Origin of the sequence: Mesorhizobium sp. B1-1-7 (assembly GCF_006442705.1) — a bacterium.
Taxonomy (GTDB): domain Bacteria; phylum Pseudomonadota; class Alphaproteobacteria; order Rhizobiales; family Rhizobiaceae; genus Mesorhizobium; species Mesorhizobium opportunistum.
Map to the genome: position 1 here is coordinate 26,802 of NZ_VFWQ01000012.1, position 24,537 is coordinate 51,338.

Consider the following 24,537-nt stretch of genomic DNA (forward strand, 5'->3'; position numbering starts at 1 on the left):
CGGCGATCACACCAGCTCCACTTCGACCACGCCGGGCACGGCGCGCATCGCCGAGGCGATCTGCGGCGAGACGCGGTAGCCGCCCTGCAAGGCAATCTCGACCTCGCCCTGCGCCTCGTCCTTGATGACGATGATGCTCACCTGGCTTTCGCCGCGCTGGGTGAGCTGGGACTGGATCATCGAGGCCGGCCCATCGTTCCTGACGAAAATGCGCAGCGCCTTCTGGATGCGGCTTGCCTCGTCCTCCAGGGACTGCACGGAATTAATGCGCAAATTGACGCCTTCGGGCCTGTCCTCCGCCGCGACCGTGATGACGACGGAGCGGCCGGCTTCCAGGAGGTCGCGATATTGCGCCAGCCCTTCCGAAAACAGCACGGCCTCGTATTGGCCTGACGTATCAGAGAAGGCCACCACGCCCATCTTGTTGCCGGTGCGCGTCTTGCGCTCCTGCTTGCTGGTCACCGTGCCGGCAAGCCGGCCGGCGGTGGCGCCACGCTTGACGGCCGCCGAAAACTCGGCCCAGTTCTGCACCCGCATCTTCTGCAAGGCAGCCTTGTATTCGTCGAGCGGATGGGCCGAAAGATAGAAGCCGACAACCTGGAATTCGCGGTGCAGGCGGTCGGCGGCGAGCCACGGATCCGTCGCCGGCAGGTTGAGCGCCTGCGACTGCGCGCCGAGCGAGGCGCCGAAAATATCGGCCTGGCCTGAAACGGCGTTCTGCTGGGCAAGCGAGGCCAGCCCCATCATCCGTTCGACGCCGGCCAGCATCGCTGCACGGTCGTGGCCGAAACAATCGAGCGCGCCGGCCATGATCAGGCTTTCGAAGACCCGCTTGCCGACGATCTTGGGATCGACCCGCTCGCAGAAATCGGCAAGGTTCTTGAACGGTTTTTCGCCGCGCACGGCAACGATGTGTTCGACCGCCGCGTCGCCGACGCCCTTGAGCGCGGCCATCGAATAATAGATGCGGTTCTCGCCGACCTCGAAAGCGCGGAAGCTGGTCATCACCGACGGCGCCAGAACCTCGATGCCCAGGCGCAGCGCATCCTGGCGGAAGTCGGCGAGCTTGTCGGTGTTGCCCATGTCAAGCGTCATCGATGCCGCCAGGAACTCGACCGGATAATGCGCCTTCAGATAGGCGGTCTGGTACGACACGACGGCGTAGGCGGCGGCGTGCGACTTGTTGAAACCATAGTCGGCGAACTTGGCCAGCAGGTCGAAAATGAAGTCGGCTTGCGGTTTTGCCACGCCGCGCTCGACCGCGCCGGAGACGAAGCGCTCGCGCTGCTTGTCCATCTCGGCGCGGATCTTCTTGCCCATGGCGCGGCGCAGAAGGTCGGCTTCGCCGAGCGAATAGCCTGACAGCTCCTGCGCGATCTGCATGACCTGTTCCTGGTAGACGATGACGCCTTGCGTCTCCTTCACCAGATGGTCGATCTTGGGGTGGATCGACGCCATCTCCTCCTCGCCATGCTTTCTGGCGTTGTAGGTCGGGATGTTCTCCATCGGGCCTGGCCGGTAGAGCGCGACCAGGGCGATGATGTCCTCGATGCAGTCGGGCCGCATGCCGATCAGCGCCTTGCGCATGCCCGCGCTTTCCACCTGGAACACGCCGACCACCTCGCCGCGCGACAGCATGGAGTAGGTGTCGGGATCGTCAAGCGGGATTGTCGCCAGGTCGATGTCGATACCGCGGCGGCGGATCAGTTTCACCGCCGTCTCCAGCACCGTCAGCGTTTTCAGGCCGAGGAAGTCGAACTTCACCAGCCCGGCCTGCTCGACATATTTCATGTTGAACTGGGTGACCGGCATGTCCGAGCGCGGATCGCGGTACATCGGCACCAGCTCCGACAAAGGCCTGTCACCGATGACGATGCCGGCGGCGTGGGTCGAGGCGTGGCGATAGAGACCCTCCAGCTTCTGCGCCATGTCGAGCAGCGTCTGGACGATCGGCTCCTTCTCGGCTTCTTCGGCGAAGCGAGGTTCGTTGGCTATGGCATCGGCGAGTTTCACCGGATTGGCCGGGTTCTGCGGCACCATCTTGGACAGCTTGTCGACCTGGCCATAAGGCATCTGCAGCACGCGGCCGACGTCGCGCAGCACCGCGCGGGCCTGCAGCGTACCGAAGGTGATGATCTGGCCAACCTGGTCGCGGCCGTATTTCTGCTGGACGTAACGGATCACCTCCTCGCGGCGATCCTGGCAGAAGTCGATGTCGAAGTCGGGCATCGACACGCGGTCCGGATTGAGGAAGCGCTCGAACAGCAGCGAGAAGCGCAACGGATCGATGTCGGTGATGGTCGTCGAATAGGCGACAAGCGAGCCGGCGCCCGACCCACGGCCCGGCCCGACCGGAATGCCTTGCGCCTTGGCCCATTTGATGAAGTCGGCAACGATCAGGAAATAGCCCGGGAATTTCATCTTCTCGATGATGCCGAGCTCGAATTCGAGCCGCTCGCGGTACTGTTCGACCGTGTAGCCCGGCGTCGGACCGTGCAGGGCGAGCCGCGCGTCCAACCCCTCGCGCGCCTGGCGGGCCAATTCCTCGGCCTCGGCCTTTTCGGCGGCGTCCTTGTCGGTGGTATCGCCGCCGGTGAAGCGCGGCAGGATCGGACTGCGGGTTTTTGGATAATAGGAACAGCGCAGCGCGATCTCAACCGTGTTGTCGATCGCTTCCGGCAGGTCGGCGAACAGCTTTGCCATGTCGGCCTGGCTGCGCAGGAAATTGTCCGGCGACAGCCGGCGGCGGGTGTCGACGGCGACCACCGAGCCCTCGGCGATCGCAATCAGCGCGTCGTGCGCCTCATAATCGTCGCGCGAGGAGAAAAAGGCCTCGTTGGTGGCGACAAGCGGAAGTTCGTGCGCGTAGGCGAGCTCGATCGTCGAGTGCTCGATGACCCTGTCATAGCCGGCAACCCGGTCCAGCTCGACATAGAGACGGTCGCCGAACAGCGTTTTCAGGGTCACTAGCCGCGTCTCGGCCAGGTCGCGGCGATCCTCTTTCAACGCATTGCCGATCGGGCCGCGCGGCCCGCCGCTGAGGCAGATCAGCCCGTCGGTCTGCCCGGCCAGCGTCTCGGTGGTCAGGTGTACAGCCTCGCCGGGCGGTGTTTCCAGGTAGACGCCGCTGACAAGCCGGACCAGATTGGAATAGCCGGCTTCGGTCGCGGCGAGCAGCACGACCGGCCGCATCTCCGGACCCTGCCGCCGGCGGTCGCGCTGGCCGTCGCTGTTCTCTCCGGAAAAGGCGAGCGCGACCTGACAGCCGATGATCGGCTGGATACCGTCCTTGACCGCCCTCTGCGCAAATTCGAGCGCGCCGAACAGATTGTTGGTGTCGGTGACGGCGATGGCCGGCGCTTCGTCCTTCACGGCGTGACCGACGATCTTGCCGATCTGAAGCGCGCCTTCAAGCAGGGAATAGGCCGAATGCACGCGCAGATGGACGAACGGCCGCGCCGGCACCTCCGGCCGTGCGGCCGCAATCGCGGCTTCGCGCTTCAGGGGGTCGCGTGGAAGTCTCTCATCCGCCATGGTTTCTCGTGCTGCCTAAGGTTTTGAGTCGATGGAGATGTATTGTCCGGGACAGCGCGATACCAGTCCAGCACAAACGACCGCCGGCCACAGGCTTCCTTTGCCCTGCCCGACCCACGCAGAGATTGTTTCGAATTTCGCTCTGGCGAGTCATATGATGGTGGTTTCGAGAACCGGAGCGGAATGGACATTTGGGTCCATGAGCACCGGAAGCGCAGAAAACGCCTTCAGATGACCGCGAGAGTAGAATTTCCAAACAATCTCTCAGGCGAATTCCATGATCACCGCATCCACCGCCAGGCTATCGCCCGGCTTGGCGTTGAGCTTCGACACGACGAGATCGCGCTCGGCGCGCAGCACGTTTTCCATCTTCATCGCCTCGACCACCGCCAAAGTCTCGCCGGTCTTGACCTCCTGGCCTTCGGCAACGGCGATCGACACGACAAGGCCGGGCATTGGGCAGAGCAGCAGTTTCGATGTGTCCGGCGCCACTTTCTCCGGCATCAGTCTTTCGAGTTCGGCCGTGCGTGGCAGCATGGCGCGCGCCGTCACCGACATGCCCTTCCAGGCGACGCGATGGCCATTGGCGACGGGCCGGATCTGGGCTGCGACTTTCTGTTTGCCGACCGTGCCGCGCCAGATCAGGTCGCCCGGCCGCCAGTCGGAAGACACCGTCAGCGCCTTGCCGCCGTCGATCGACAGGTCGATTTCCATAGGGATCGAAATCATGCCTTCGAGGATGGATGCTTGGAGATACTCCTCGCCGATCTTCACCACCCAGTCGCGCTTGAGCGCCCCCGAATGCGGTGCCAGCCGCCCTCCCAGCCGGTCGAGCCGGTCGCGGCGCAACAACTCCACCGCGGTGACGATCGAGGCCAGCACCGCCTTTTCTTCGCTGTTCGGCACCACGGGTGCAAACCCGTCGGGATATTCCTCGGCGATGAAGCCAGTCGATATCGCCCCTTCCCGCCAGCGCGGATGCTGCATCAGGGCGGCCAGGAACGGAATGTTGTGCTCGATGCCGTCGACCACGAAGCTGTCGAGCGCTTCCGACATGGCGTCGATCGCCGCGAGCCGCGTCGGCGCCCAGGTGCACAGCTTGGCGAGCATCGGATCGTAGAACATCGAAATCTCCGAGCCTTCGGTGACGCCGGTGTCGTTACGGATGACGATGTCGCCGAATTTCCCCTCCTCCGGCGGCCGATAGCGCGTCAGCCGGCCGATCGAAGGCAGGAAGTTGCGGTACGGGTCCTCGGCGTAGAGCCGGCTTTCGATTGCCCAGCCATTCAGCTTGATGTCGCCTTGCCTCAAGGCAAGTTTCTCGCCGGCGGCGACGCGGATCATCTGCTCGACCAGGTCGATGCCGGTGACCAGCTCCGTCACCGGATGCTCGACCTGCAATCGCGTATTCATTTCAAGGAAATAGAAGTTCTTGTCCTTGTCGACGATGAACTCGACTGTACCGGCGCTCTGGTAGTCGACCGCCTTGGCCAATGCCACCGACTGCTCGCCCATCGCCTTTCTGGTCTTGGCGTCGAGGAACGGCGACGGCGCCTCCTCGGCGACCTTCTGGTTGCGGCGCTGGATCGAACATTCGCGCTCGCCGAGATAGAGTGCGTTGCCATGCGCGTCGGCCAGCACCTGGATCTCGATATGGCGCGGATCGACGACGAATTTTTCGATGAACACCCGGTCGTCGCCGAACGAACTCTTGGCCTCCGAGCGTGCCCGGTCAAAACCATCGCGCACTTCCGTCCGGTCCCAGGCGATGCGCATACCCTTGCCGCCGCCGCCGGCCGAGGCCTTGATCATCACGGGATAGCCGATCTCGCCGGCGATTTTTTCCGCATGGTCGGCATTCTCGATGACGCCGAGCCAGCCGGGGACCGTTGAAACCTTGGCGGCGTTGGCGAACTTCTTTGATTCGATCTTGTCGCCCATCGCCTTGATGGCTTTGGGTTTCGGGCCGATGAAGACGATGCCTTCCGCTTCCAACGCTTCGCAGAAGGCAGCGCGTTCCGAGAGGAAGCCGTAGCCGGGATGCACGGCCTGAGCGCCCGTTTCCTTGCAGGCGGCGATGATCTTTTCAGGCACGAGATAGCTTTGCGCGGCGGGTGACGGCCCGATATGCACCGCCTCGTCTGCCATCTCGACATGCACGGCGTCGCGATCGGCATCGGAATAGACGGCGACCGTGGCAATGCCCATCTTGCGCGCCGTCTTGATGACGCGGCAGGCAATCTCGCCACGGTTGGCGATCAGGATCTTCGTGAACATGCGCGCGACATTCCCCTCCGGACGAAGGTTCAGTTCTATGGATTATGTGGCCATCTCTCAAGTGCCGGGGTGGGCGACACGCAGGTCGCGCTCTCGAAGCCCTCCAGCGTTGCGACGGGGCGCTCAGGGATGTGCTGTCTGCGTCAAGAAAGCCGACATTTCGTCTCATCTGACGGTTGATGAGCAGGTCAAAACCTGAAAGCTTGGGTGCAAAAATAGCCTTTGGAGGAATTGCCCAATGAAAACCCGCGCCGCAGTCGCTGTTGCCGCCGGAAAGCCGCTGGAGATCATGGAAGTCGACCTCGACGGTCCGCGCGAGGGCGAGGTGCTGGTCGAGATCAAGGCGACCGGCATTTGCCACACCGACGAGTTCACCCTGTCGGGCGCCGATCCCGAAGGCCTGTTCCCGGCCATCCTCGGCCATGAAGGCGCCGGCGTCGTCGTCGATGTCGGCAAAGGCGTCACCTCGGTCAAGAAGGGTGACCACGTTATCCCGCTCTATACGCCCGAATGCCGCCAGTGCCCGTCCTGCCTGTCGAGGAAGACGAACCTGTGCACGGCCATCCGCGCCACGCAGGGGCAAGGATTGATGCCGGACGGCTCATCGCGCTTCTCGATCGGCAAGGACAAGATCTTTCACTATATGGGCTGCTCGACTTTCTCCAACTTCACCGTCTTGCCCGAGATCGCCGTTGCAAAGGTCAATCCGGACGCTCCCTTCGACAAGATCTGCTACATCGGCTGCGGGGTGACCACCGGCATCGGCGCCGTCATCAACACGGCCAAGGTCGAGATCGGCGCCACCGCGGTCGTCTTCGGCCTCGGCGGCATCGGCCTCAATGTCATCCAGGGCCTGAAGCTTGCCGGCGCCGACATGATCATCGGCGTCGATTTGAACAACGACAAGAAGGAGTGGGGCGAGCGCTTCGGCATGACGCATTTCGTCAATCCGAAGGAGATCGACGGCGACATCGTGCCTTACCTCGTCAACATGACCAAGCGCGGCGCCGACCAGATCGGCGGCGCCGACTATACCTTCGACTGCACCGGCAACACCAAGGTCATGCGTCAGGCGCTGGAGGCCTCGCATCGCGGCTGGGGCAAGTCGGTGGTCATCGGCGTCGCCGGCGCCGGCCAGGAGATCTCGACACGGCCATTCCAGCTGGTCACCGGCCGCACCTGGATGGGCACCGCCTTCGGCGGCGCACGCGGCCGCACCGATGTGCCGAAGATCGTCGACTGGTACATGGACGGCAAGATCCAGATCGACCCTATGATCACCCATACGCTCAAGCTCGAGGACATCAACAAGGGTTTCGACCTCATGCATGAGGGCAAGTCGATCCGCAGCGTCGTCGTTTACTGAAGCAACGCCACATGTCGCCTGCCAGCCGGCAAGCGACCTCGGTGGTGAAACATGGGAGGAGAAAAAATGCCTGAAAAACTGCATCCGAAAATCGACAATGGCCTGCCGAAGGAAAGCGCTGGCTTTGCCGGCGGCACGCTGGTCTGCGCCTGCACCAGCAATCCGGTCAAGGTGAAGGTCAAGGGGCAGATCGCCCACAACCATGCCTGTGGCTGCACCAAATGCTGGAAGCCGGAAGGCGCGGTGTTCTCGGTGGTGGCGGTTGCCGGCACCGGCGATGTCACCGTCACCGAGAACGGCGACAAGCTGAAGGTGGTCGATCCCTCGGCGCTCATCCAGCGCCATGCCTGCACCGGCTGCGGCGTCCACATGCATGGCCCGGTCGAGCGCGATCATCCGTTCAAGGGCCTGTCCTTCATCCATCCCGAGCGTTTCCAGGAGGATGGCTGGTCGCCTCCGGGCTTCACCGCCTTTGTGTCCTCGATCATCGAATCTGGCGTCGATCCGAGCCGCATGGACGGCATTCGCGGCCAGCTGAAGTCGATCGGCCTTGAGCCCTATGATTGCCTCAACCCCGGCCTGATGGACTATATGGCCACCTGGACCGCTAAGAAATCCGGCGCTCTGCCGGCCTGATTGCCATAAGATTCGAGGCAGGGGCCGGACATGTTTCCGGCCCCTGTTCATTTCGGAGAGACAATGCCAGCGCCCGCTATCTACGTCGACGCAGACGCCTGCCCGGTCAAGGCCGAGGTGGAGAAGGTCGCCGAACGCCTTGGGGTTGTGGTCACTTACGTCTCCAATGGCGGTTTGCGGCCCTCTCGGGATCCGATGATCCGCAACGTCGTGGTCTCCAAGGGGGCGGATGCCGCCGATGACTGGATCGTCGAAAACGCGAAATCAAACGACATCGTGGTGACAGCCGACATTCCGCTTGCCGCCCGCGCCGTGGCACTCGGCGCGCATGTGCTGGGGCCCACCGGGCGCCCGTTCACGCCCGAAACCATCGGGATGGCGGTGGCGATGCGCGACCTCAAGCAGCATCTGCGCGAGACCGGCGAAAGCAAGGGCTACAATGCCTCTTTCGCGCCACAGGACCGTTCGCGCTTCCTCGGCGAACTCGACCGCATCTTGCGGCGCGCGCTGAAATCCGCCACACCGGGCTAGCAACAAAGCGCCATCCAGGTGGAGACCGCCATGGCCGCCGAAACCCCGGTCGAGAAACCCATCCACCGTCACATGCTGTTCGCGGCGTCGGCGTGTTTCGGTGTCTTCGCGCTCCTCGTGGCGTTGCTGCTCCATGCCAAGCTCGCCTATTCGATCGGCGCCAACGCATTCTTTGCCGCTTACGTCATTCTCGTCGTTTCCCAGATGCCAAAGTTCACCGGCAGGTATCTGAGCAAGAATGCGCGCGACACCGACCAGCCTGTACTGGTCATCTTCGCTGTAACGCTCGTCGTCGTCATTGTAGCCATTATCTCGTTGTTCCTGTTGATCAATCAGAAGGACAGAGGCCACTCGATCGAGCTCGTTTTCGCGCTGCTGTCGATCCCATTGGGCTGGTTCACCATCCACGCCATGGCAGCGCTCCACTATGCCCATGTCTACTGGATGGACGGCGACGAGGTCGATGCCGGCACCAAGAAGAAGATCCCGGTCGGCGGTCTGCTGTTTCCAGGCGACAAGCGACCCGAAGGCTGGGACTTCCTCTACTTCTCAACGGTTATCGGCATGACGGCACAGACCGCCGACACCAACATTTCGACGACGCATATGCGCCGTGTCGTGCTTGTCCATTCGATCCTGTCGTTCTTCTTCAACACGGTGATCGTCGCAGCCGCCGTCAACCTTGCCGTCAGCCTGGGCGGCCCGTAATAAATCCGTGATCGGATGAAACATTGGTTTGGATCGCGACGTATCAGGAGGACAATGACACGCGCGCCAAGCCGCCAGGCCGGGAGACGAGACGAAGATGGAATCGGTTGCCAGAAGCCAATCCGCCACCGGGCCGGACGCTCCCGTGTCCAGCGAAGAGACACTGATCTATCGTCAGTCGCGCTGGACGCGGCTGACGCACTGGATCTGGGCCATCTCCCTGTTTTTCATGCTGCTTTCCGGCCTGCAGATCTTCAATGCCCGCCCGCAGCTCTATATCGGCAAGCAGTCGGGCTTCGGCTATAACAACACCATCTTTGAAATCGGCGCCGAGAACACGAACGCTGGCCCGCGCGGCTACACCGAAATCTTCGGGCATCGCTTTGACACGACCGGCGTGCTCGGCTGGTCGGGTCCAGCAGGCAACGAGACGGCACGCGGCTTTCCATCCTGGGCGACCATCCCGTCCTACTATGATCTCGGTACCGCCCGCGTCATCCATTTCTTCTTTGCCTGGATACTGACCACGACCTTGATCGTGTGGCTGGTCGCCAGCATCGTCAACGGCCACATCCGCCGCGATCTCGCGCCGCGCCTCGATGATTTGAAGCGCCTGCCGAAGGACATCATCGACCACGCGAAGCTCAAATTCCATCACACCCGCGAATACAACACCTTGCAGAAGATGGCCTATGGCGGTGTGCTGTTCGTGCTCTTGCCGCTGATGATCATCACCGGCCTGGCGATGTCGCCCAGCATGAATTCGGTGCTGCCCTTCCTCAACGACCTGCTCGGCGGCCGGCAGACGGCACGCACCATCCATTTCACAGTCATGGTGCTGCTGGTTGGCTTCTTCGTCGTCCATATCCTGATGATCCTGGCCGCCGGCCCGATCAATGAACTGCGCTCCATCATCACCGGCTGGTACCGCACCGACCCTCCCGCGCATGACGACAAGCCCAACGAGAGGAGTGCCTGACATGGCGAAGTTCCAGATCAGCCGCCGCAAATTCCTCACCGCTGCCGGCCTCGGCGCCTCCGGCATCATGCTGTCGGGCTGCGATGCCTTCGACAGCCAGTTGAGCATCGGCAGCGGCCTGCGCAGCTTCCTCGAAAACGCCAATGGCCTGACATATCGCGCACAGCGCCTGCTCGCCGGCCGCGACGCGCTGGCGCCGGAATTCACCGAAGCCGACATCCGCCAGCCGCAGCGGCCGAACGGTGTCACGGCGCCGGACGACGACACCTACAAGGGCCTGCTCGCCAACAGTTTCGCCGACTGGCGCCTGGAAGTGACAGGTCTCGTCGAAAAGCCGCTGTCGCTCACGCGCGAGCAACTTCAAAACATGCCGAGCCGTACCCAGATCACCCGCCATGACTGCGTCGAGGGCTGGAGCTGCATCGCCAAATGGACAGGCACGCCGCTTTCGCTGGTGCTGGACCAAGCCGTGGTCAAGCCGCAGGCGCGCTACGTCATGTTCCATTGCCTCGACACGATCGACCGCAGCCTGTCCGGCGACATCAAATATTACGGCACGATCGATCTCATCGATGCCCGCCACCCGCAGACGATCCTCGCCTATGGCCTCAACGGCAAGCCGCTGCCGGTCGAGAACGGCGCACCGCTGCGCGTCCGCGTCGAGCGCCAGCTCGGCTACAAGATGCCGAAATATCTCTACAAGATCGAACTGGTCGACGGCTTCGCCAATATCGGCGGCGGGCGCGGCGGCTATTGGGAAGACAATGGCTATGACTGGTATGGCGGGATTTGATGGCCATTCGGATGGAGGCGGAGCACGACCTGTCGTCCTCCGAATGGAGTACACTGGAACACCATCTGCACAACGAGAACCGGCGCCTCACAGGCCGTGACGATGACCGCGGACTGGCCTTTGTCATTCGCGAGGATGCCGGACGAACAATCGGTGTCGTGGCCGGCTATTCCTGGGCAGGCACGTCGGAACTCGAGTTGATGTGGATCGATGAGGCCCATCGAGGCCGCGGCTACGCCACGCAGTTGATCAATGCTTTTGTCACGGAGGCCGCCGCTCGCGGCGCCCGACGGATATGGGTATCGAGCCACGACTTCCAGGCGCCGGGCCTATACGAAAAGGCCGGCTTCGAGCGCATGGCCGAGTTTGCAGGATGGCCTGAAGGCCATTCCAACATCATCCTCTGCAAAACGATCGCAGCGAACGGCTCAGCCTAAGCCACCTTGTCGAGCAGCGGCTTCAACGCCGGATGGATCTCCGGCGAGGCGTGCTTGATCAGCGTCAGCAGCGCGCGTTCATTCTCGTATAGAGGCCTGTTGGTGCCGATATGCTCGACCAGCCATTTGGCTTCGCCGGCATCGATCGTCTCGGCACGGCGGGCGAGTGCTTCGGCTGCCCTGTTCCTGGCTTCCCACTCTGTCTCGACGTCATCCGGCGAGCGATAGGCTTCGATGATGCCGGCAAGGCCGCCGGAGACCATGCGGCTGAAGAACCCGCCGATTTGCAGGTCGGCATGATCGAGGAAGGTTTCCTGGCGTAGCGCCACGTCACGGGTCGGGGCTTCGTAGCCGGCCGAGCACATGACGAAATTGGCGATCGCCTTGACGAACAAATCGTTCCAGGAGGGATCGTTGTTGGCCTGGGCAGTCCGCTCATTGATCCGGAACAGCACCTCGGCCTCGGCACGGGTGATGGCGATGTTGCCGTCGCCGCCATGGGCATGAAGGATACGGCGCAACAGCTCGACTTCCGCTTTGGCGATCAGTCCGGGCACCAGCGCGCCGCCCAGCATCAGCGGCCCCTTGCCGTCGATGACGGCATGCGCGACCTGCTCCAGCGCATAGACGCAAAGCCGGCTCGGCGACGATTTCGCCTCTTCCAGCACATGGACCAGCAATTCGAGCTCGGTCCGGCTGTCGACCATGCCGTCACGCGAGATCGTGCGGACCAGCCAGTCGGCATTGTCCTGCGAGATGTAACCGGACGGCTTTTCCTGGTGAACGATGTAGTCGGTGACCGCCTCGACGAAGAATTCAGGCCATTCCCGGCATTTGTCCTTCGCCGTCGCGTCGAGCGCGAAGAGTGCCTCTGCCTCGCCCCGCGTCACCACACCGTCGCCGAACACTTCGTGGCGCAGCATGGCTACGTCCTCCGCGGTGATGCGACTTTTCGACGTCAGCCCCGCCACCGGCGCGCTCATGATCAATTCGCCCATCTGTCGTCCCCGTCCGCCCCAAAGCGTCACATCCGCCTGCTATATCAGGAGTGTCTTGAGAAACCGGCAAACGGCGTGGTTAGCGAAGACTTGTCAGAACCATGTCGCTGGGAGGTGACAAGGTGTCGCCGACGGGCTATGGATGGCGCGTCGAGGGCTCAGGGTTTGAGTCCTACCTGTTTGCGGGAGAGAGCAGCGAGAGCTGCCGCCGAAGGGGAAATCGCCCGAAATCTCTCAGGCAAAAGAACCGTAGACGGGAAAGACACTCTGGAAAGTCGGGGCTTGCCCCCGCGCCGAAGGTGTAAGCGCCGCTGACAGAGTTCCGGCTGCGCGAGTCTCTCAGGCTTCAGACAGAGGGGCACGGACTGGTCGCCATTCGCGGCCGATTGCGTGCGACTCTGGAGATGACATGACGGGCGACGACAGCAGACACCTTCCCCTCGAAGACATCCATGCAGCGGCCGGTGCGCGCTTTGGCGCCTTTGCCGGCTGGTCCATGCCGCTGACCTATCCGGCCGGCGTCATGAAGGAGCATCTTCACACCCGCGAGCATGCCGGCCTCTTCGACATCTCGCACATGAAGCTGTTCGAGGTCAGCGGACCGCAAGCGGTGGCGCTGCTCGACCGCGCCTGCCCGCTGGATGCGGGCGCGCTAGAGATCTCGCAGTCCAAACTGTCCTTTTTCCTCAACGAGGCCGGCGGCATTCTGGACGATCTGATCATCACCAGGCTCGGCGATGCCAGGTTCATGGTGGTTGCCAATGCCGGCAATGCCGTCGCCGATGAAAAGCACCTGCGTGACCTTGCCAAGGATTTCGATGCGACGGTCGAGCCGCTCGACCGTGTCTTCCTGGCCATCCAGGGGCCCGAGGCCTGGGCCGTGCTGTCCCGCGCCGGCATCGAGACCGGCTCCCTGCTGTTCATGCACGGCGTCGAACCGCGCAAAAGCTGGTTCATGAGCCGGTCGGGCTATACCGGCGAGGACGGTTTCGAGATCGGCCTGCCGGTGACAGACGCGCGGGATTTGGTCACGAAGCTTCTCGAAGATGAGCGCGTTCTGTGGATCGGTCTTGCCGCCCGCGACAGCCTGCGGCTGGAAGCCGGTCTTTGCTTGCATGGCCAGGATATCACGCCGGAGACCGATCCGGCCGCCGCCGCGCTGATGTGGGCAATTCCCAAGGAGATCCGCGCGACCGGCGCCTTCATCGGCGCCGACGCCTTGCGCGCCGCCGTGGAGCGAGGCCCCACGCAAAAGCGCGTCGGCCTGAAGCCGGAAGGCCGCCAGCCGGTGCGCGCCGGCGCCGCACTCTTTGACGCCGACGGCAATCCGGCCGGGCATGTCACATCGGGTGGTTTCGGCCCCTCGGCCGGTCATCCCGTCGCCATGGGCTATGTCGCGACACCGCTGGCAAAGCCCGGGACACGGCTTTTCGCCGACGTGCGCGGCACGAAAATCCCTGTCGATATCAGTTCCCTGCCCTTCACCCCTCATCGCTACCGCAAAGGATGACCCCGATGGCAACGACCTACTTCACCACCGATCACGAATGGCTCCGCGTCGAAGGCGGCGTCGCCACCGTCGGCATCACCGACTACGCGCAGGAGCAACTCGGCGATCTCGTTTTCGTCGAACTGCCCGAGGCCGGCCGCAAGCTCGCCAAGGGTGACACCGCAGTCGTTGTCGAATCCGTCAAGGCGGCCTCCGACGTCTATGCGCCGGTCGATGGCGAGATCACCGAGGCCAACGGCACGCTGTCGTCCGACCCGTCGCTGGTCAACTCGGCGGCGACTGGCGCGGGCTGGCTGTGGAAGATGAAACTCGCCGACGAAGGCCAACTCGCGAGCCTCATGGATGAGGCCGCCTACAAAGCTCATATCGGTTGATATCAGGACGTATTGCCATGACCACAGCACTCACCCCCTTCTCGGCCCGCCATATCGGTCCTGATGTCAACGATGTCAGAGCCATGCTTGCCGTGATCGGCGTTCCCTCCGTCGAGACGCTGATCAGCCAGGCCGTGCCGCAGTCGATCCGCCTCGACCTGCCGCTCACCCTGCCCGCACCGGCCAGCGAGGCCGAAGCGCTGGCCGAATTGTCGGCGATCATGGCCAAGAATACGGTGCTGAAGAGCTTCATCGGCACCGGTTATCACGGCGTGCACGTGCCCCCGGTCATCCAGCGCAATTTGTTCGAGAATCCGGCCTGGTACACCGCGTATACGCCCTACCAGGCCGAGATCAGCCAGGGCCGGCTGGAAATGCTGTTCAATTTCCAGACCCTGGTCACCGAATTGACCGGCCTGCCGGTGGCATCGGCCTCGCTGCTCGATGAGGCGACGGCGGTAGCCGAAGCGGTCGGCATCGCACTGCGCCACCACCGCGACAAGCGCACCAAGGTGGCGCTTGCCGGCACCCCGCACCCACAGACGCTGGATGTCGTGCGCACCCGCGCCGAACCGCTCGGCATCGAGATCGACGGCGAGACGATCGACGACAACACAGCCGCCTTGCTCGTCTCCTGGCCGGACACATTCGGCGTCTATGGCGACCACAAGGCTGCGATCGAAAAGGCCCGCGCCATGGGCACCATCGTCGTCTTCATCGCCGACCCGCTCGGCCTGACGCTGACCGACGCGCCGGCCAAGCTTGGCGCCGACATTGCCGTTGGTCCGATGCAGCGCTTTGGCGTGCCGATGGGCTTTGGCGGGCCGCACGCCGCCTATTGCGCAGTCTCCGACAAGCTGACCCGCTTGATGCCCGGCCGCCTGGTCGGCCAGTCGACCGACAGCAAGGGGCGTCCCGGCTACCGCCTTGCCCTGCAAACCCGCGAACAACATATCCGCCGCGACAAGGCGACCTCCAACATCTGCACCGCGCAGGCGCTGCTCGCCAATATGGCGACGGCCTATGCGATCTGGCACGGCCCCGCCGGGCTGCAGGCGATCGCGGAACGCATCCATGGGTTCGCCAACCGCCTCGCAGCGGGGCTCAAGGCAGCAAACATCTCCGTGCTCGGCTCCAGCCGCTTCGACACGGTGACGGCAGAAGTGAAGGGCAAGGCAGGCTCGATCGCGGCCGCCGCTGAAAAGGGTGGCCGGTTGCTGCGTGTCGTCGATGCCGACCACATCGGCATCGCCTTCGACGAAACCTCGACCGAGGCGGATCTCGAGGCGATCGCCGCCCTGTTCGGCGCCAAGCCAGGCGCCACCGAAGCCGGCTCGATGCCCGGCAAGCCCCGCGGCAAGGAGTTCCTCACCCAGCCGGTTTTCCAGGAGAACCGCTCCGAGACCGACATGATGCGCTTGTTGCGCCGGTTGGCCGACAAGGACCTGGCGCTCGACCGCAGCATGATCCCGCTCGGTTCCTGCACCATGAAGCTCAACGCGGCGGCCGAAATGATGCCGGTGAGCTGGCCTGAAATCGCCAATCTGCATCCCTTCGCGCCGGCCAGCCATTCGGCCGGCTATCGCGCCATGATCGGCGAGCTGGAAGGGTGGCTCTCCGAGATCACCGGCTTCGACGCCGTCAGCCTGCAGCCCAATGCCGGCAGCCAGGGCGAATATGCCGGCCTGCTCGCCATCCGCGCCTATCACCGTGCGCGCGGCGAAGGCCATCGCACCGTCTGCCTGATCCCTTCCTCCGCGCATGGCACCAATCCGGCCAGCGCGGCGATGGCCGGCATGAGCGTTGTCGTCGTGCGCTGCCTGGAGGACGGCAACATCGACATGGACGATATGCGGGCCAAGGCCAACGAGCATTCCAGGAATCTCGCCGCGCTGATGTTCACCTATCCCTCGACGCATGGCGTCTATGAAGAAGGCGCGCGCCATCTCTGCGCCCTCATCCACGAACATGGCGGCCAGGTCTATTTCGACGGCGCCAACCTCAACGCGCTGGTCGCGCTGGCCCGCCCCGCCGACATCGGCGCCGACGTCTGCCACATGAACCTGCACAAGACGTTCTGCATCCCGCATGGCGGCGGCGGTCCCGGCATCGGCCCGATCGGCGTCAAGGCGCATTTGCAGCCCTATCTGCCGGGCCACGTCACCGAAGGCTCGGCGCACGCCGTGTCGGCCGCGCCGTTCGGCAGCGCTTCCATCCTGCCGATCACCTGGATGTATATCCGCATGATGGGCGCCGCTGGCCTCAAGCAGGCGACGGAGACCGCCATCATCTCGGCCAACTATGTGGCGACACGGCTCGCGCCATATTACCCGCTGCTCTACAAGGGCCGGCACGATCGCATCGCGCATGAATGCATCCTCGACACGCGCGTGCTCAAGGACAGCGCCGGCATCAGTGTCGACGATATCGCCAAACGGCTGATCGACTATGGTTTCCATGCGCCGACCATGTCGTTCCCGGTCGCCGGCACGCTGATGGTCGAGCCGACGGAGTCCGAGCCCAAGCGCGAACTCGACCGCTTCTGCGAGGCGATGATCGCCATCGCCGGCGAGGCTGCCAAAGTGGCGAAGGGCGAATGGCCGCTGACCGACAATCCGCTGGTCAACGCACCGCACACCGCCGCCGAGGCCCTGGCGGGTCAGTGGACCCATCCCTATTCGCGGCTCGAAGCGGCCTATCCCGCGGGCGACGCCGACACCGCGGCAAAGTACTGGCCACCGGTGTCGCGCATCGACAATGTCGCCGGCGACCGCAACCTGGTCTGTTCCTGCCCGCCGCTGTCGGACTATTTGGGAGCGGCTGAATAACTACGCGGAGCGCAAGGCCGGCTTGACCGGCTCGGCCTTGCTCATTCTTTTGCGGCTGACGACACAATTGCGGCCGGCGCGCTTGGCGGCGTAAAGCGCGGCGTCCGCCTCGGCCAGCACGTCATCGAGCGACCTGCCGTCAGCCCCGCCAAAGCCGATGCCCCCGCTGACCGTGCTGCGCAACGGACCGAGCGGAGTGGGAACGACCTCGGCGCCGAAGGCGACGCCGATCCTGCTGGCGAGGTCATAGGCCCGCTCTTCCGTCATCCGCGACATGACGATTACGAACTCCTCGCCACCCAGGCGAAAGGCATCGACGCCAGTCCTGGCGTACTTGTTTATGACGGCGGCGAACCGGCACAGTACCTGGTCGCCGACCGGGTGCCCATAGACATCGTTCGTCCTCTTGAAGTGATCGAGGTCGAACATGACGATCGCCATGAACGGACCGAAAGTCCGCTCGCCATAGAGTGACGTCAACCCGCGGCGGTTCATCAGCCCGGTCAGCGGATCGGTCATCGTCTCGGCCTTCAGCTCGATCTGCGCCTGCAGATGGTGAAGGGAAAGCGTTAGGGCGCCGAGGCCGGTCATGCAGGCCACCGCGACGACGGAATTGAGACGTTCGGCCCAGTTGTCGGGCGCCGCCCCCAGCGTCCACTGCCCCTTGCCCAACAAGACCATGCCGCAAAGGGCAAACGACACCGCACAGGTGCCGCTCAGGAACGAGACCACCAGCAGGATCCGCCGGTCGTGGCTGCCGTTGATCCAGAACATGGCCCCGATCGCCGAGAGCAGCACCGTTACCGTCGCGTAGGTGATGACGAAGCCGATGCCGTTAAGACCGAGGAAGGTCACCGCCGCACAGACGGCCATGGCGCAGAGCGTCGGCACGACGGCACGTCCGTAGTCGGAGACGCCGAGATATTGCATGGCCGACAGGCAGATGATCAGGAAGCCCAGGCTGAGCAGCGCCAGCGCGGTCTGGCAGAGCACCGGGTCGGGATCCCTGGTGTACTGCCAGAACAGGATCACATGCGCGACGAGCACGAGAATGCCGCACGCCACCGTCAGGACGAAGCTGGCCCGCGGCGCGGTAAACCAGATCGCGAACATGGTAACGCTGAGGCAAGTGCCCGACAGCGCGGCTGCGAGCAGGAGCGAACTGAAGTCCAGCATGTCGGGTGAAGGCCTCTCGAGCGTCGGCGGTTGTGCCGCATTCTAGGTCAGCGGCAGCCCTCGGACATGGTTTTCAGCCGATCTCTCGATCCAACCTGCGGATAGGGTTTACAAAGCGTCGATGCCATGTGTCCCGAAGCCATGTGACCCGAAACCGCACCACGCCGGGCGCGGAGCAGGAAACATCAGCCCTTGTTCAGCAAAGCGAGATTGGCGTCGACGACCGTGGGGTCGGCCATGCCGGCCTTGGCTTCGAGCAGCAGTGCCCTGGCTTTCTTCCTGTTGCCGCGCAACAGTTGCGAATAGCCCATATTGTTGACGATCTGCGGCTTGCGACCGGCAACCTTCAGCAGCTGGCCATAGGCGCGGTCGGCGAAGTCGAAGCGGCCGAGTTCGTCATAGGAAGCGGCGAGCCCCATCCAGGCCTCGGCATTGTCGGCCTTCAGTTCGACGGCCTTGCGGAAATGCTGTTCGGCCAGACCATAATTGGCATCGCGAAACTGCGCCTTGCCTTCCGCGAGGTCGGAGGTGTCGACGGCCTTCGCCGCCGGTTGGATGGCGGTGGTCTTGGTCGTGTCGACGTTGTTGTTCGTCGTGCACCCGGTGATCATCAGGACGGCCGCCATCGTGGCGACCACCGCAAATTTTGTCTGACGCATGCCCTGCCCCGTCGCCCGATTTGCCGGGTCGTTCTTCAGCAAGGACACTACAGCACGGCGGTTAAGCTTCGGTGCCGAAATGCATACAAGATTTGGTTTCGGGGATACCAGCTGTTAACCACTGGGCGGCAACACCTCCATCCGGCAGACGCAAGTGCATTCTCACGGCGCCAGGGCCTTGAGCTCGTCCGGAACCGGATAGCGGCCGCCGTCATAGCGCAGCCGGTAGGTGCGGTTCACAGGCTTGCCGGGATGGGACTGGCACTCGCCATTCTTGTCGACAGATGGGTCGTCCGTATCCGACCGCTCGACCACGACAATATCGTGATAGCCATGGTGGCTCGCCGGGCTCATCGTCAGGCTGACCTGGCTCGAATGAAAGGATCCAGCGCAATTGGTGTCGCCTTCACCGCCATAGTTGGCCACCACAAGGCCGTCGAGCACCGCATGAAGGGCGCCACCGGCAATGGCGTAGAGCCGCAGATCGGTCTCGCTGAACGGATTGGGCTGCGAGTGATTTGCCATGTCGATACGCAGCCCAAAGGCGGTGACACCGGGCGCCAGGACATAGCGACCAGTATCGAATTCGATCTTGCGGATCGCAATAGCATCATCGTTCATCAGCCTGGGCTGAAGCAGGCGCTGGCGCACCTGCAGGGTCTTCCTGTCGACGACCAGAAGCTCGATATCGCCATAATGCTCGTCGTCGCTGGATTTGGCGCTATCGATCAGCGGCACGGAGACCAGCAGCAGATCATCATGAGCGGGCCAGACCTTGCAGACCACGCCCGGTGTATCATCCTGCGGGAGCAGGACAATGCTGGTATGGGGGTCGAGCGTGAACGAGGCGCCGTCGGCGCTCTTTCGAGCCTTGGGATAGGCCTGCTGCACCAGGGCGGCGGCATCGCCGCAATCGTCGGCCGCGGCCTGGGCGGTCGAAAAGCTGGCGGGGGCGAGAGCGAGAGAGACAGAGAGAGTACACAGAAGAATTCGCATGAGTCCTCGCATCGCAGGGCCGCGTTCGGGCAGGATGATGGGTTGTCAGCCCCGGCTCTGCATTTGTCGACTCTCATTTGCTGACTTTGCAGATCCCGATGCAGTACTGTTCGAAATCCTGCTCCTTCGGAATAGGACAGGTCCTAATGCGTGCCCGTCATTTTGACGATGATCGGAATGATCGCGATCATCAGCACCACCGGCAGGATGCACACGGTCACCGGGATCGACATCTTGGCCGGCAGAGCATGCGCCTTTTCCTCGGCCAGCGACATGCGCTTGTGACGCATCTCGTCGGAGAAGACGCGCAGCGCTCCCGACAGGCTGGTGCCGAGTTCCTTCGACTGCTGCAGCAGCGTGGCGAAGGAACGGACCTCGTCCAGGCTGAGGCGGTCGGCGAGTGCCTTCAGCGCATCGTCGAGGCTGCGCCCCGCCCTCAGTTCCAGCGACACCAGCTGCAGGTTCTGGCTGAGCGCCGGATAGGTCCTGGCGAGTTCCTTCGAGACGCGCTCGATGCCGGCCTCCATGCTCATGCCGGCATCCGAACAGACGATCATCAGATCCATGAAATCGGGAAACCCATTGCGGTATTCGCGCATCTTCTCCCGCGTCTTCTGGCTCAGCACCAGACCGGGCAGGAAGTAGCCGGCCACACCCGACAGGATGATGAACGCCCAGCGGCTGGTCATCGTCGCGTCGGCACTGGCCAGCCACCGGTTGAGGACGAAAGCGCCAATCGCGCCGCCGATCAGCGCCGAGAAGCGGATGATGAAGAACATGCCGACAGCGCGCGGCTCCATATAGCCTGCCTGGATCAGCTTCATGCGCAGCCGGGCGACGTTTTCCGGATCGCTCTTGGCGTAGAATTCCTGCGCCCGCTTCACCGCCTTCTCGCGCACGACGTTGGCGTTCTTCTTCTGCACCGGCTCGGGTCTTGCGGCCACGGGACCATGGTCGACCTTGAGCCGGCGCTTCACATCGTTGCGGTCGCCCTTCGCCGCAACCATCGGCCAGCCGACCGCCACGGTGCCCAGCGCCAGGAGCAGGATGGCCACCGGCGTCAATGAGGTCGGTGCAAGCGAGGCGAGGAACTCGATGAAGCCCTGCATGTCAGAACCTGAAATTCGACATCTTGAACATCATCAGATTGCCCAGCATCAGCCAGGTGACCGACCCGCCGATCAAGTACCAGGTTTTCGGCTCGTCCCAGACATCGCGGTAGAAGCCCGGCATCATGGCCATGATGCCGGCGAACAGCAGCGCCGGGATCGCCGTCAGGATGTAGGCCGACAGGCGGCCCTCGGTCGAGATGGCACGCACCTTGCGGCGCAGCTTGCCCCGCTCGCGGATCGTCAACGCCAGGCCATCGAGAATCTCGCGCAGATTGCCGCCAGAACTGGACTGGATCGAGACGGCGGTCATGAACAGCGGCAGGTCTTCGTGGCCGACCCTGTCGAACAGCGAATTCAACGCCGAGACCAGATCGGAACCATAGGTCACCTCATCGGCGATGACGCCGAATTCGGTGCCGATCGGGTCGGGCATTTCGCGCGACACCATGGCAATGGCCACCGGCACCGGATGACCGGCCTTGAGGCCGCGGGTGATCAGTTCCAGGGCCTCCGGCAGTTGCATGCCGAAACGCTTGAGCCGGCGCTTGCGCATGAAGCGCATCACCATAACCGGCACCAGCGGCAGCAGAACGACGAACAGGACAAGCCCCATCAGGAGCGGCAATCCATGCCAGATGGCGAACAGCGCCATGGCCATGGCCACGGCGGAGGTAATCATCAGGAATTTCGACAGCGGCATGATCATGCCTGACTGCGTGCGCAACGCCCGGAACCGGTCCGGCGAGAACAGCGAGGTGCCCGCATCGAGGCCACGCTCCTTGCGCAGCTGGATCAGCACCTGTTCCTGGCTGATCTTGTTTTCCTGCAACTTCATGCGCCGGTTGATGGCGGTGCGCTTGTCGCTGCGGCCGGCATAGAGAAGATAACAGGCCTCGGCGATCATGATGCCGGTCAGCGCGGCCCCGGCATAGACGACATAGATAGCGCTCAGTCCGTCGAACACCCTGTCTACTCCTGCGGCCGGCCGGGTTCGAAATATCGTCCGGGAAACTCGATGCCCATCGCGCGCAGATCCTCGAGGAAGCGCGGCCGAATGCCGGTCGCCTCGAAATAGCCGAGAATGCTGCCGTCGGCGTCCATGCCGGTGCGCACGAAGCGGAATATCTCCTGCATCTGGATGACGTCGCCTTCCATGCCCGTCACCTCGGCAACGCTCGTCACCTTGCGCTTGCCGTCGGAAAGCCGGGTCAGCTGGACGATGAGGTCGATGGCGCTGGCGATCTGGCTGCGGATCGACTGCACCGTCATCGGCATGCCGGTCATGCCCAGCATCTGTTCGAGACGCGAAATGGCATCGCGCGGCGTGTTGGCATGGATGGTCGCCATCGACCCTTCATGGCCGGTGTTCATCGCCTGCAGCATGTCGAAGGCTTCTTCGCCGCGGCACTCACCGAGGATGACGCGATCGGGGCGCATGCGCAGCGCGTTCTTGACGAGATCGCGTTGCTTCAACTCGCCATGGCCCTCGATGTTGGCGGGGCGCGTCTCCATGCGCGCGACGTGCGGCTGCTGCAGCTGGAGTTCGGCCGCGTCCTCGATGGTGATCAGCCGCTCGTCTTCCGGAATGAAGGCCGACAGCGCGTTGAGCATCGTCGTCTTGCCGGTGCCGGTGCCGCCCGAAATGATCGTCGTCTTGCGGGCGTGAACCGCCGCCGCCAGCACTTCGGCCATGTTCTGGGTGATAGCGCCGAATTCAACCAGCTTGTGCAGGCCGAGCTTGTTCTTGGAGAATTTGCGGATCGACACCAGCGGCCCGTCGACGCCAACCGGGCGGATGGCCGCGTTGAAGCGCGAGCCGTCCAGCATGCGCGCATCGACCATCGGCTGCGATTCATCGACGCGACGGCCGACGGCCGCGACGATCTTGTTGATGATGCGCAGGAGATGTGCCTCATCCTTGAACGGGATGTGGACCTGCTGCAGCTTGCCCTTCTTTTCGACAAAGCAGTTCTGGTGGCCGTTGATCAGGATATCGTTGATGTCGGGATCCTTGAGCAGCGGCTCCAGCGGACCGAGGCCGACCATCTCGTCGACGATGTCGTCGACCAGTGCGTCGAGTTCGGCGGTGTTGATCGCCATCCGCTCCTGGCGGGTTTTTTCCGAAACGAAATCGTGCACCTGCCGGCGCATCTCCTCGCGGGGCAAACGCTCGAGCGCGACAAGGTTGATCTCCTCCAGCAGCATCCTGTGGATGCGCACACGGGCATCCAGCACCTTGTTGGCATTCTTTGCAGGTGCCGTCTCCGGCTTTGCCGGCAAAGCTTTTCGACTGGTCGGGATGACGACCGCATGGTGCGCGACCGGGGCTGATTCCGCCGGACGCTGTGGGCGCGCATCGCGGTTCTGCAGGGTGGAAAAACGGCTGGTCATCCGGCCTTCCTCTTCAACAGGTTCCTGCCGAGGCCGAACAGCGATTTCGACTTGGCTCCGATCGCGACCGCCTCTTCCGGAAGGATGATCCGCTTGAGGTCGTTGACGACATTGGCGTTAGGATCGATCTCGTGCAGCGGTACGCCGCGGTCGACCGCCTCGCGCACCAGCCGGTAGTTGTTGGCGATGCCGCCGACGAAATGCTCGCCCAGGATTTCCTGGACGTCCGCCTGCTTGATGCCATTGTCGAACATCTTCTGCTCGAAACGGTTGACGATGACGTTCGGCTTCACTTCCTTGCCCACCGTCTCGTAGACCGCCTGGATCAGCCTTTGCGTGTGGCGCAGGCACGGCACCGTCATCTCGGCGACGATGTAGAGCTTGTTGGAGCCAAGCAGCACGGTTTCCGTCCAGGGGAACCATGTCCGCGGCATGTCGATGACGACATTGTCGAAGTAGGCCGACACGAGATCGAGCATGCGCACCACGACATCGGTCTTGAATGAGCGCATTTCCGAGGGATGCGTCGGCGCCGCCAGCACGCAAAGCCCGCTCGCATGCTTGGACAGCATCACGTCGAGCAGTTGCCGGTCGAGGCGTTCGGGCTGGTTCTCGATCTCGGTGATGTCGAAACGCGGCTCGAGGTCGAGATATTCGGCGCAGGCACCCTGCTGGAAATTGAGGTCGACCACACAGGTCGAGGCACCGCGCGTCACCGAGTGATGCAGCTGGAAGGCCGTCTGCAGCGCCAGCGTCGTGGTGCCGACGCCGCCCGCGGCCGGCATGAAAGTGTAAATCTGCGACTCGGTGTTTTCCTCGCGCCCCGGCCCTTGCAGGGCACGCACGACCGAGCGCACCAGGTCGGCGGTGGTGATCGGCTTGACCAGGAAGTCGGCGACCTTGAGCTGTACCAGGATGCGCACGGCGGCGGCGTTGAACTCCTGGGTGACCACGACCACCGGCGCCTTGCCTTCCAGCCGGCGCATGATGCGCTGCAGCGACTCGACCTCCTCCAGCCTCGCCGCGTCCATGTCGACGATGATGACGCCGAAGTCGGTCTCCTGGACCTCGCCGCGCAGTTCGGTGACACTCTTGTCCACCGTCGAGAGCTGGATGATCTCGGAAGCGGCGAACGCGGTCCGCGTGTCCTGCACGAAGGTCCTGTCCGTCGATACGAGCAGGATCTTCTTGGTCTTGATGCCGTTTGCCATGCTTGCCGCCTGTAGGTCGAT

General features: G+C 63.4%; 20 protein-coding genes and 1 riboswitch. Of the genes, 10 read left to right on the forward strand and 10 right to left on the reverse strand.

The features are described from left to right. Positions 1-6: 6 nt before the first annotated feature. Together dnaE and FJ978_RS20995 are read right to left on the reverse strand one after the other, a co-directional pair. The gene (gene dnaE, locus FJ978_RS20990) at positions 7-3,534 is read right to left on the reverse strand and encodes a DNA polymerase III subunit alpha (RefSeq protein WP_140573662.1); all 3,528 of its coding nucleotides are present in this window, start codon (positions 3,532-3,534) and stop codon (positions 7-9) included. A 264-nt stretch (positions 3,535-3,798) separates the two neighbouring features. Then, positions 3,799-5,811: an acetyl/propionyl/methylcrotonyl-CoA carboxylase subunit alpha gene (locus tag FJ978_RS20995; protein WP_140573664.1), complete on the reverse strand. Its 2,013-nt coding sequence runs from the start codon at positions 5,809-5,811 to the stop codon at positions 3,799-3,801. 238 nt (positions 5,812-6,049) lie between these two features. Here FJ978_RS20995 and FJ978_RS21000 point away from each other — a divergent pair, with 238 nt between their 5' ends. The 7 genes from FJ978_RS21000 (at position 6,050) to FJ978_RS21030 (ending at position 11,261) form a co-directional block, all read left to right on the forward strand. After that, positions 6,050-7,177, forward strand: a complete 1,128-nt coding sequence (locus FJ978_RS21000) for an S-(hydroxymethyl)glutathione dehydrogenase/class III alcohol dehydrogenase (protein ID WP_140573666.1) — start codon at positions 6,050-6,052, stop codon at positions 7,175-7,177. Positions 7,178-7,243: 66 nt separating this feature from the next. After that, positions 7,244-7,813, forward strand: a complete 570-nt coding sequence (gene gfa / locus FJ978_RS21005) for an S-(hydroxymethyl)glutathione synthase (RefSeq protein WP_140573668.1) — start codon at positions 7,244-7,246, stop codon at positions 7,811-7,813. Positions 7,814-7,876: 63 nt separating this feature from the next. Continuing rightward, a complete protein-coding gene (locus tag FJ978_RS21010; protein WP_140573670.1) occupies positions 7,877-8,344 on the forward strand; it encodes a YaiI/YqxD family protein in 468 nt (155 codons plus the stop codon). Between the two features lie 30 nt (positions 8,345-8,374). Continuing rightward, positions 8,375-9,052 carry a DUF1345 domain-containing protein gene (locus tag FJ978_RS21015; RefSeq protein WP_140573672.1) on the forward strand — a complete coding sequence of 226 codons (678 nt, stop codon included), beginning with the start codon at positions 8,375-8,377 and terminating at the stop codon, positions 9,050-9,052. A gap of 97 nt (positions 9,053-9,149) precedes the next feature. Beyond that, on the forward strand, positions 9,150-10,031 hold the full coding sequence (locus FJ978_RS21020) for a cytochrome b/b6 domain-containing protein (protein WP_140573674.1): 882 nt from the start codon (positions 9,150-9,152) through the stop codon (positions 10,029-10,031). Position 10,032: 1 nt separating this feature from the next. After that, on the forward strand, positions 10,033-10,824 hold the full coding sequence (locus FJ978_RS21025) for a molybdopterin-binding protein (protein WP_140573676.1): 792 nt from the start codon (positions 10,033-10,035) through the stop codon (positions 10,822-10,824). Then, a complete protein-coding gene (locus FJ978_RS21030) occupies positions 10,824-11,261 on the forward strand; it encodes a GNAT family N-acetyltransferase (RefSeq protein ID WP_140573678.1) in 438 nt (145 codons plus the stop codon). Before FJ978_RS21025 ends, FJ978_RS21030 begins: the two co-directional genes overlap by 1 nt. Here the strand turns inward: FJ978_RS21030 and FJ978_RS21035 are convergent. Beyond that, complete coding sequence (locus tag FJ978_RS21035) at positions 11,258-12,259, reverse strand: hypothetical protein (RefSeq protein ID WP_013895190.1); 1,002 nt, start codon at positions 12,257-12,259, stop codon at positions 11,258-11,260. The two genes, FJ978_RS21030 and FJ978_RS21035, sit on opposite strands and share 4 nt — an antisense overlap. A 173-nt stretch (positions 12,260-12,432) precedes the next feature. Next, positions 12,433-12,519: riboswitch (glycine riboswitch) on the forward strand. 149 nt (positions 12,520-12,668) lie between these two features. Here FJ978_RS21035 and gcvT point away from each other — a divergent pair. From gcvT to gcvP, 3 genes are read left to right on the forward strand one after another with little or no spacing between them, the layout of a single operon-like run. After that, a complete protein-coding gene (gene gcvT, locus FJ978_RS21040; protein ID WP_013895189.1) occupies positions 12,669-13,769 on the forward strand; it encodes a glycine cleavage system aminomethyltransferase GcvT in 1,101 nt (366 codons plus the stop codon). Between the two features lie 5 nt (positions 13,770-13,774). Beyond that, positions 13,775-14,143, forward strand: a complete 369-nt coding sequence (gcvH, locus tag FJ978_RS21045; protein WP_023763607.1) for a glycine cleavage system protein GcvH — start codon at positions 13,775-13,777, stop codon at positions 14,141-14,143. Positions 14,144-14,160: 17 nt separating this feature from the next. Then, complete coding sequence (gene gcvP, locus FJ978_RS21050) at positions 14,161-16,971, forward strand: aminomethyl-transferring glycine dehydrogenase (RefSeq protein ID WP_140573680.1); 2,811 nt, start codon at positions 14,161-14,163, stop codon at positions 16,969-16,971. On the opposite strand, the gene FJ978_RS21055 is transcribed toward gcvP, so the two are convergent. From FJ978_RS21055 to FJ978_RS21085, 7 genes are all read right to left on the reverse strand, one after another. Continuing rightward, entirely contained in the window at positions 16,972-18,147 is a 1,176-nt protein-coding gene (locus FJ978_RS21055) for a GGDEF domain-containing protein (protein WP_140573682.1), read from the reverse strand. 185 nt (positions 18,148-18,332) lie between these two features. Next, positions 18,333-18,806 carry a hypothetical protein gene (locus FJ978_RS21060; RefSeq protein ID WP_140573684.1) on the reverse strand — a complete coding sequence of 158 codons (474 nt, stop codon included), beginning with the start codon at positions 18,804-18,806 and terminating at the stop codon, positions 18,333-18,335. A 162-nt stretch (positions 18,807-18,968) separates the two neighbouring features. Next, complete coding sequence (locus FJ978_RS21065; protein WP_140573686.1) at positions 18,969-19,802, reverse strand: hypothetical protein; 834 nt, start codon at positions 19,800-19,802, stop codon at positions 18,969-18,971. 143 nt (positions 19,803-19,945) lie between these two features. Next, positions 19,946-20,911: a type II secretion system F family protein gene (locus tag FJ978_RS21070; RefSeq protein ID WP_013895183.1), complete on the reverse strand. Its 966-nt coding sequence runs from the start codon at positions 20,909-20,911 to the stop codon at positions 19,946-19,948. 1 nt (position 20,912) lies between these two features. Beyond that, positions 20,913-21,878: a type II secretion system F family protein gene (locus FJ978_RS21075; RefSeq protein ID WP_140573688.1), complete on the reverse strand. Its 966-nt coding sequence runs from the start codon at positions 21,876-21,878 to the stop codon at positions 20,913-20,915. A 5-nt stretch (positions 21,879-21,883) separates the two neighbouring features. After that, positions 21,884-23,305: a CpaF family protein gene (locus FJ978_RS21080; protein WP_013895181.1), complete on the reverse strand. Its 1,422-nt coding sequence runs from the start codon at positions 23,303-23,305 to the stop codon at positions 21,884-21,886. Continuing rightward, complete coding sequence (locus FJ978_RS21085; RefSeq protein ID WP_013895180.1) at positions 23,302-24,516, reverse strand: response regulator/pilus assembly protein; 1,215 nt, start codon at positions 24,514-24,516, stop codon at positions 23,302-23,304. The genes FJ978_RS21080 and FJ978_RS21085 overlap by 4 nt, the downstream gene beginning before the upstream one ends. Positions 24,517-24,537: the final 21 nt, after the last annotated feature.

Excerpts from the sequence above, each read along its gene's own strand:
- FJ978_RS21015 (WP_140573672.1), top strand. The coding sequence starts at position 8,375 with ATGGCCGCCGAAACCCCGGTCGAGAAACCCATCCACCGTCACATGCTG.
- gfa (WP_140573668.1), top strand. The coding sequence starts at position 7,244 with ATGCCTGAAAAACTGCATCCGAAAATCGACAATGGCCTGCCGAAGGAA.
- FJ978_RS21020 (WP_140573674.1), top strand. The coding sequence starts at position 9,150 with ATGGAATCGGTTGCCAGAAGCCAATCCGCCACCGGGCCGGACGCTCCC.
- gcvT (WP_013895189.1), top strand. The coding sequence starts at position 12,669 with ATGACGGGCGACGACAGCAGACACCTTCCCCTCGAAGACATCCATGCA.
- FJ978_RS21070 (WP_013895183.1), bottom strand. The coding sequence starts at position 20,911 with ATGCAGGGCTTCATCGAGTTCCTCGCCTCGCTTGCACCGACCTCATTG.
- FJ978_RS21010 (WP_140573670.1), top strand. The coding sequence starts at position 7,877 with ATGCCAGCGCCCGCTATCTACGTCGACGCAGACGCCTGCCCGGTCAAG.
- FJ978_RS20995 (WP_140573664.1), bottom strand. The coding sequence starts at position 5,811 with ATGTTCACGAAGATCCTGATCGCCAACCGTGGCGAGATTGCCTGCCGC.
- FJ978_RS21060 (WP_140573684.1), bottom strand. The coding sequence starts at position 18,806 with ATGCGTCAGACAAAATTTGCGGTGGTCGCCACGATGGCGGCCGTCCTG.
- FJ978_RS21065 (WP_140573686.1), bottom strand. The coding sequence starts at position 19,802 with ATGCGAATTCTTCTGTGTACTCTCTCTGTCTCTCTCGCTCTCGCCCCC.
- FJ978_RS21000 (WP_140573666.1), top strand. The coding sequence starts at position 6,050 with ATGAAAACCCGCGCCGCAGTCGCTGTTGCCGCCGGAAAGCCGCTGGAG.
- FJ978_RS21055 (WP_140573682.1), bottom strand. The coding sequence starts at position 18,147 with ATGCTGGACTTCAGTTCGCTCCTGCTCGCAGCCGCGCTGTCGGGCACT.
- dnaE (WP_140573662.1), bottom strand. The coding sequence starts at position 3,534 with ATGGCGGATGAGAGACTTCCACGCGACCCCCTGAAGCGCGAAGCCGCG.
- gcvP (WP_140573680.1), top strand. The coding sequence starts at position 14,161 with ATGACCACAGCACTCACCCCCTTCTCGGCCCGCCATATCGGTCCTGAT.
- FJ978_RS21085 (WP_013895180.1), bottom strand. The coding sequence starts at position 24,516 with ATGGCAAACGGCATCAAGACCAAGAAGATCCTGCTCGTATCGACGGAC.
- FJ978_RS21080 (WP_013895181.1), bottom strand. The coding sequence starts at position 23,305 with ATGACCAGCCGTTTTTCCACCCTGCAGAACCGCGATGCGCGCCCACAG.
- gcvH (WP_023763607.1), top strand. The coding sequence starts at position 13,775 with ATGGCAACGACCTACTTCACCACCGATCACGAATGGCTCCGCGTCGAA.
- FJ978_RS21025 (WP_140573676.1), top strand. The coding sequence starts at position 10,033 with ATGGCGAAGTTCCAGATCAGCCGCCGCAAATTCCTCACCGCTGCCGGC.
- FJ978_RS21035 (WP_013895190.1), bottom strand. The coding sequence starts at position 12,259 with ATGGGCGAATTGATCATGAGCGCGCCGGTGGCGGGGCTGACGTCGAAA.
- FJ978_RS21030 (WP_140573678.1), top strand. The coding sequence starts at position 10,824 with ATGGCCATTCGGATGGAGGCGGAGCACGACCTGTCGTCCTCCGAATGG.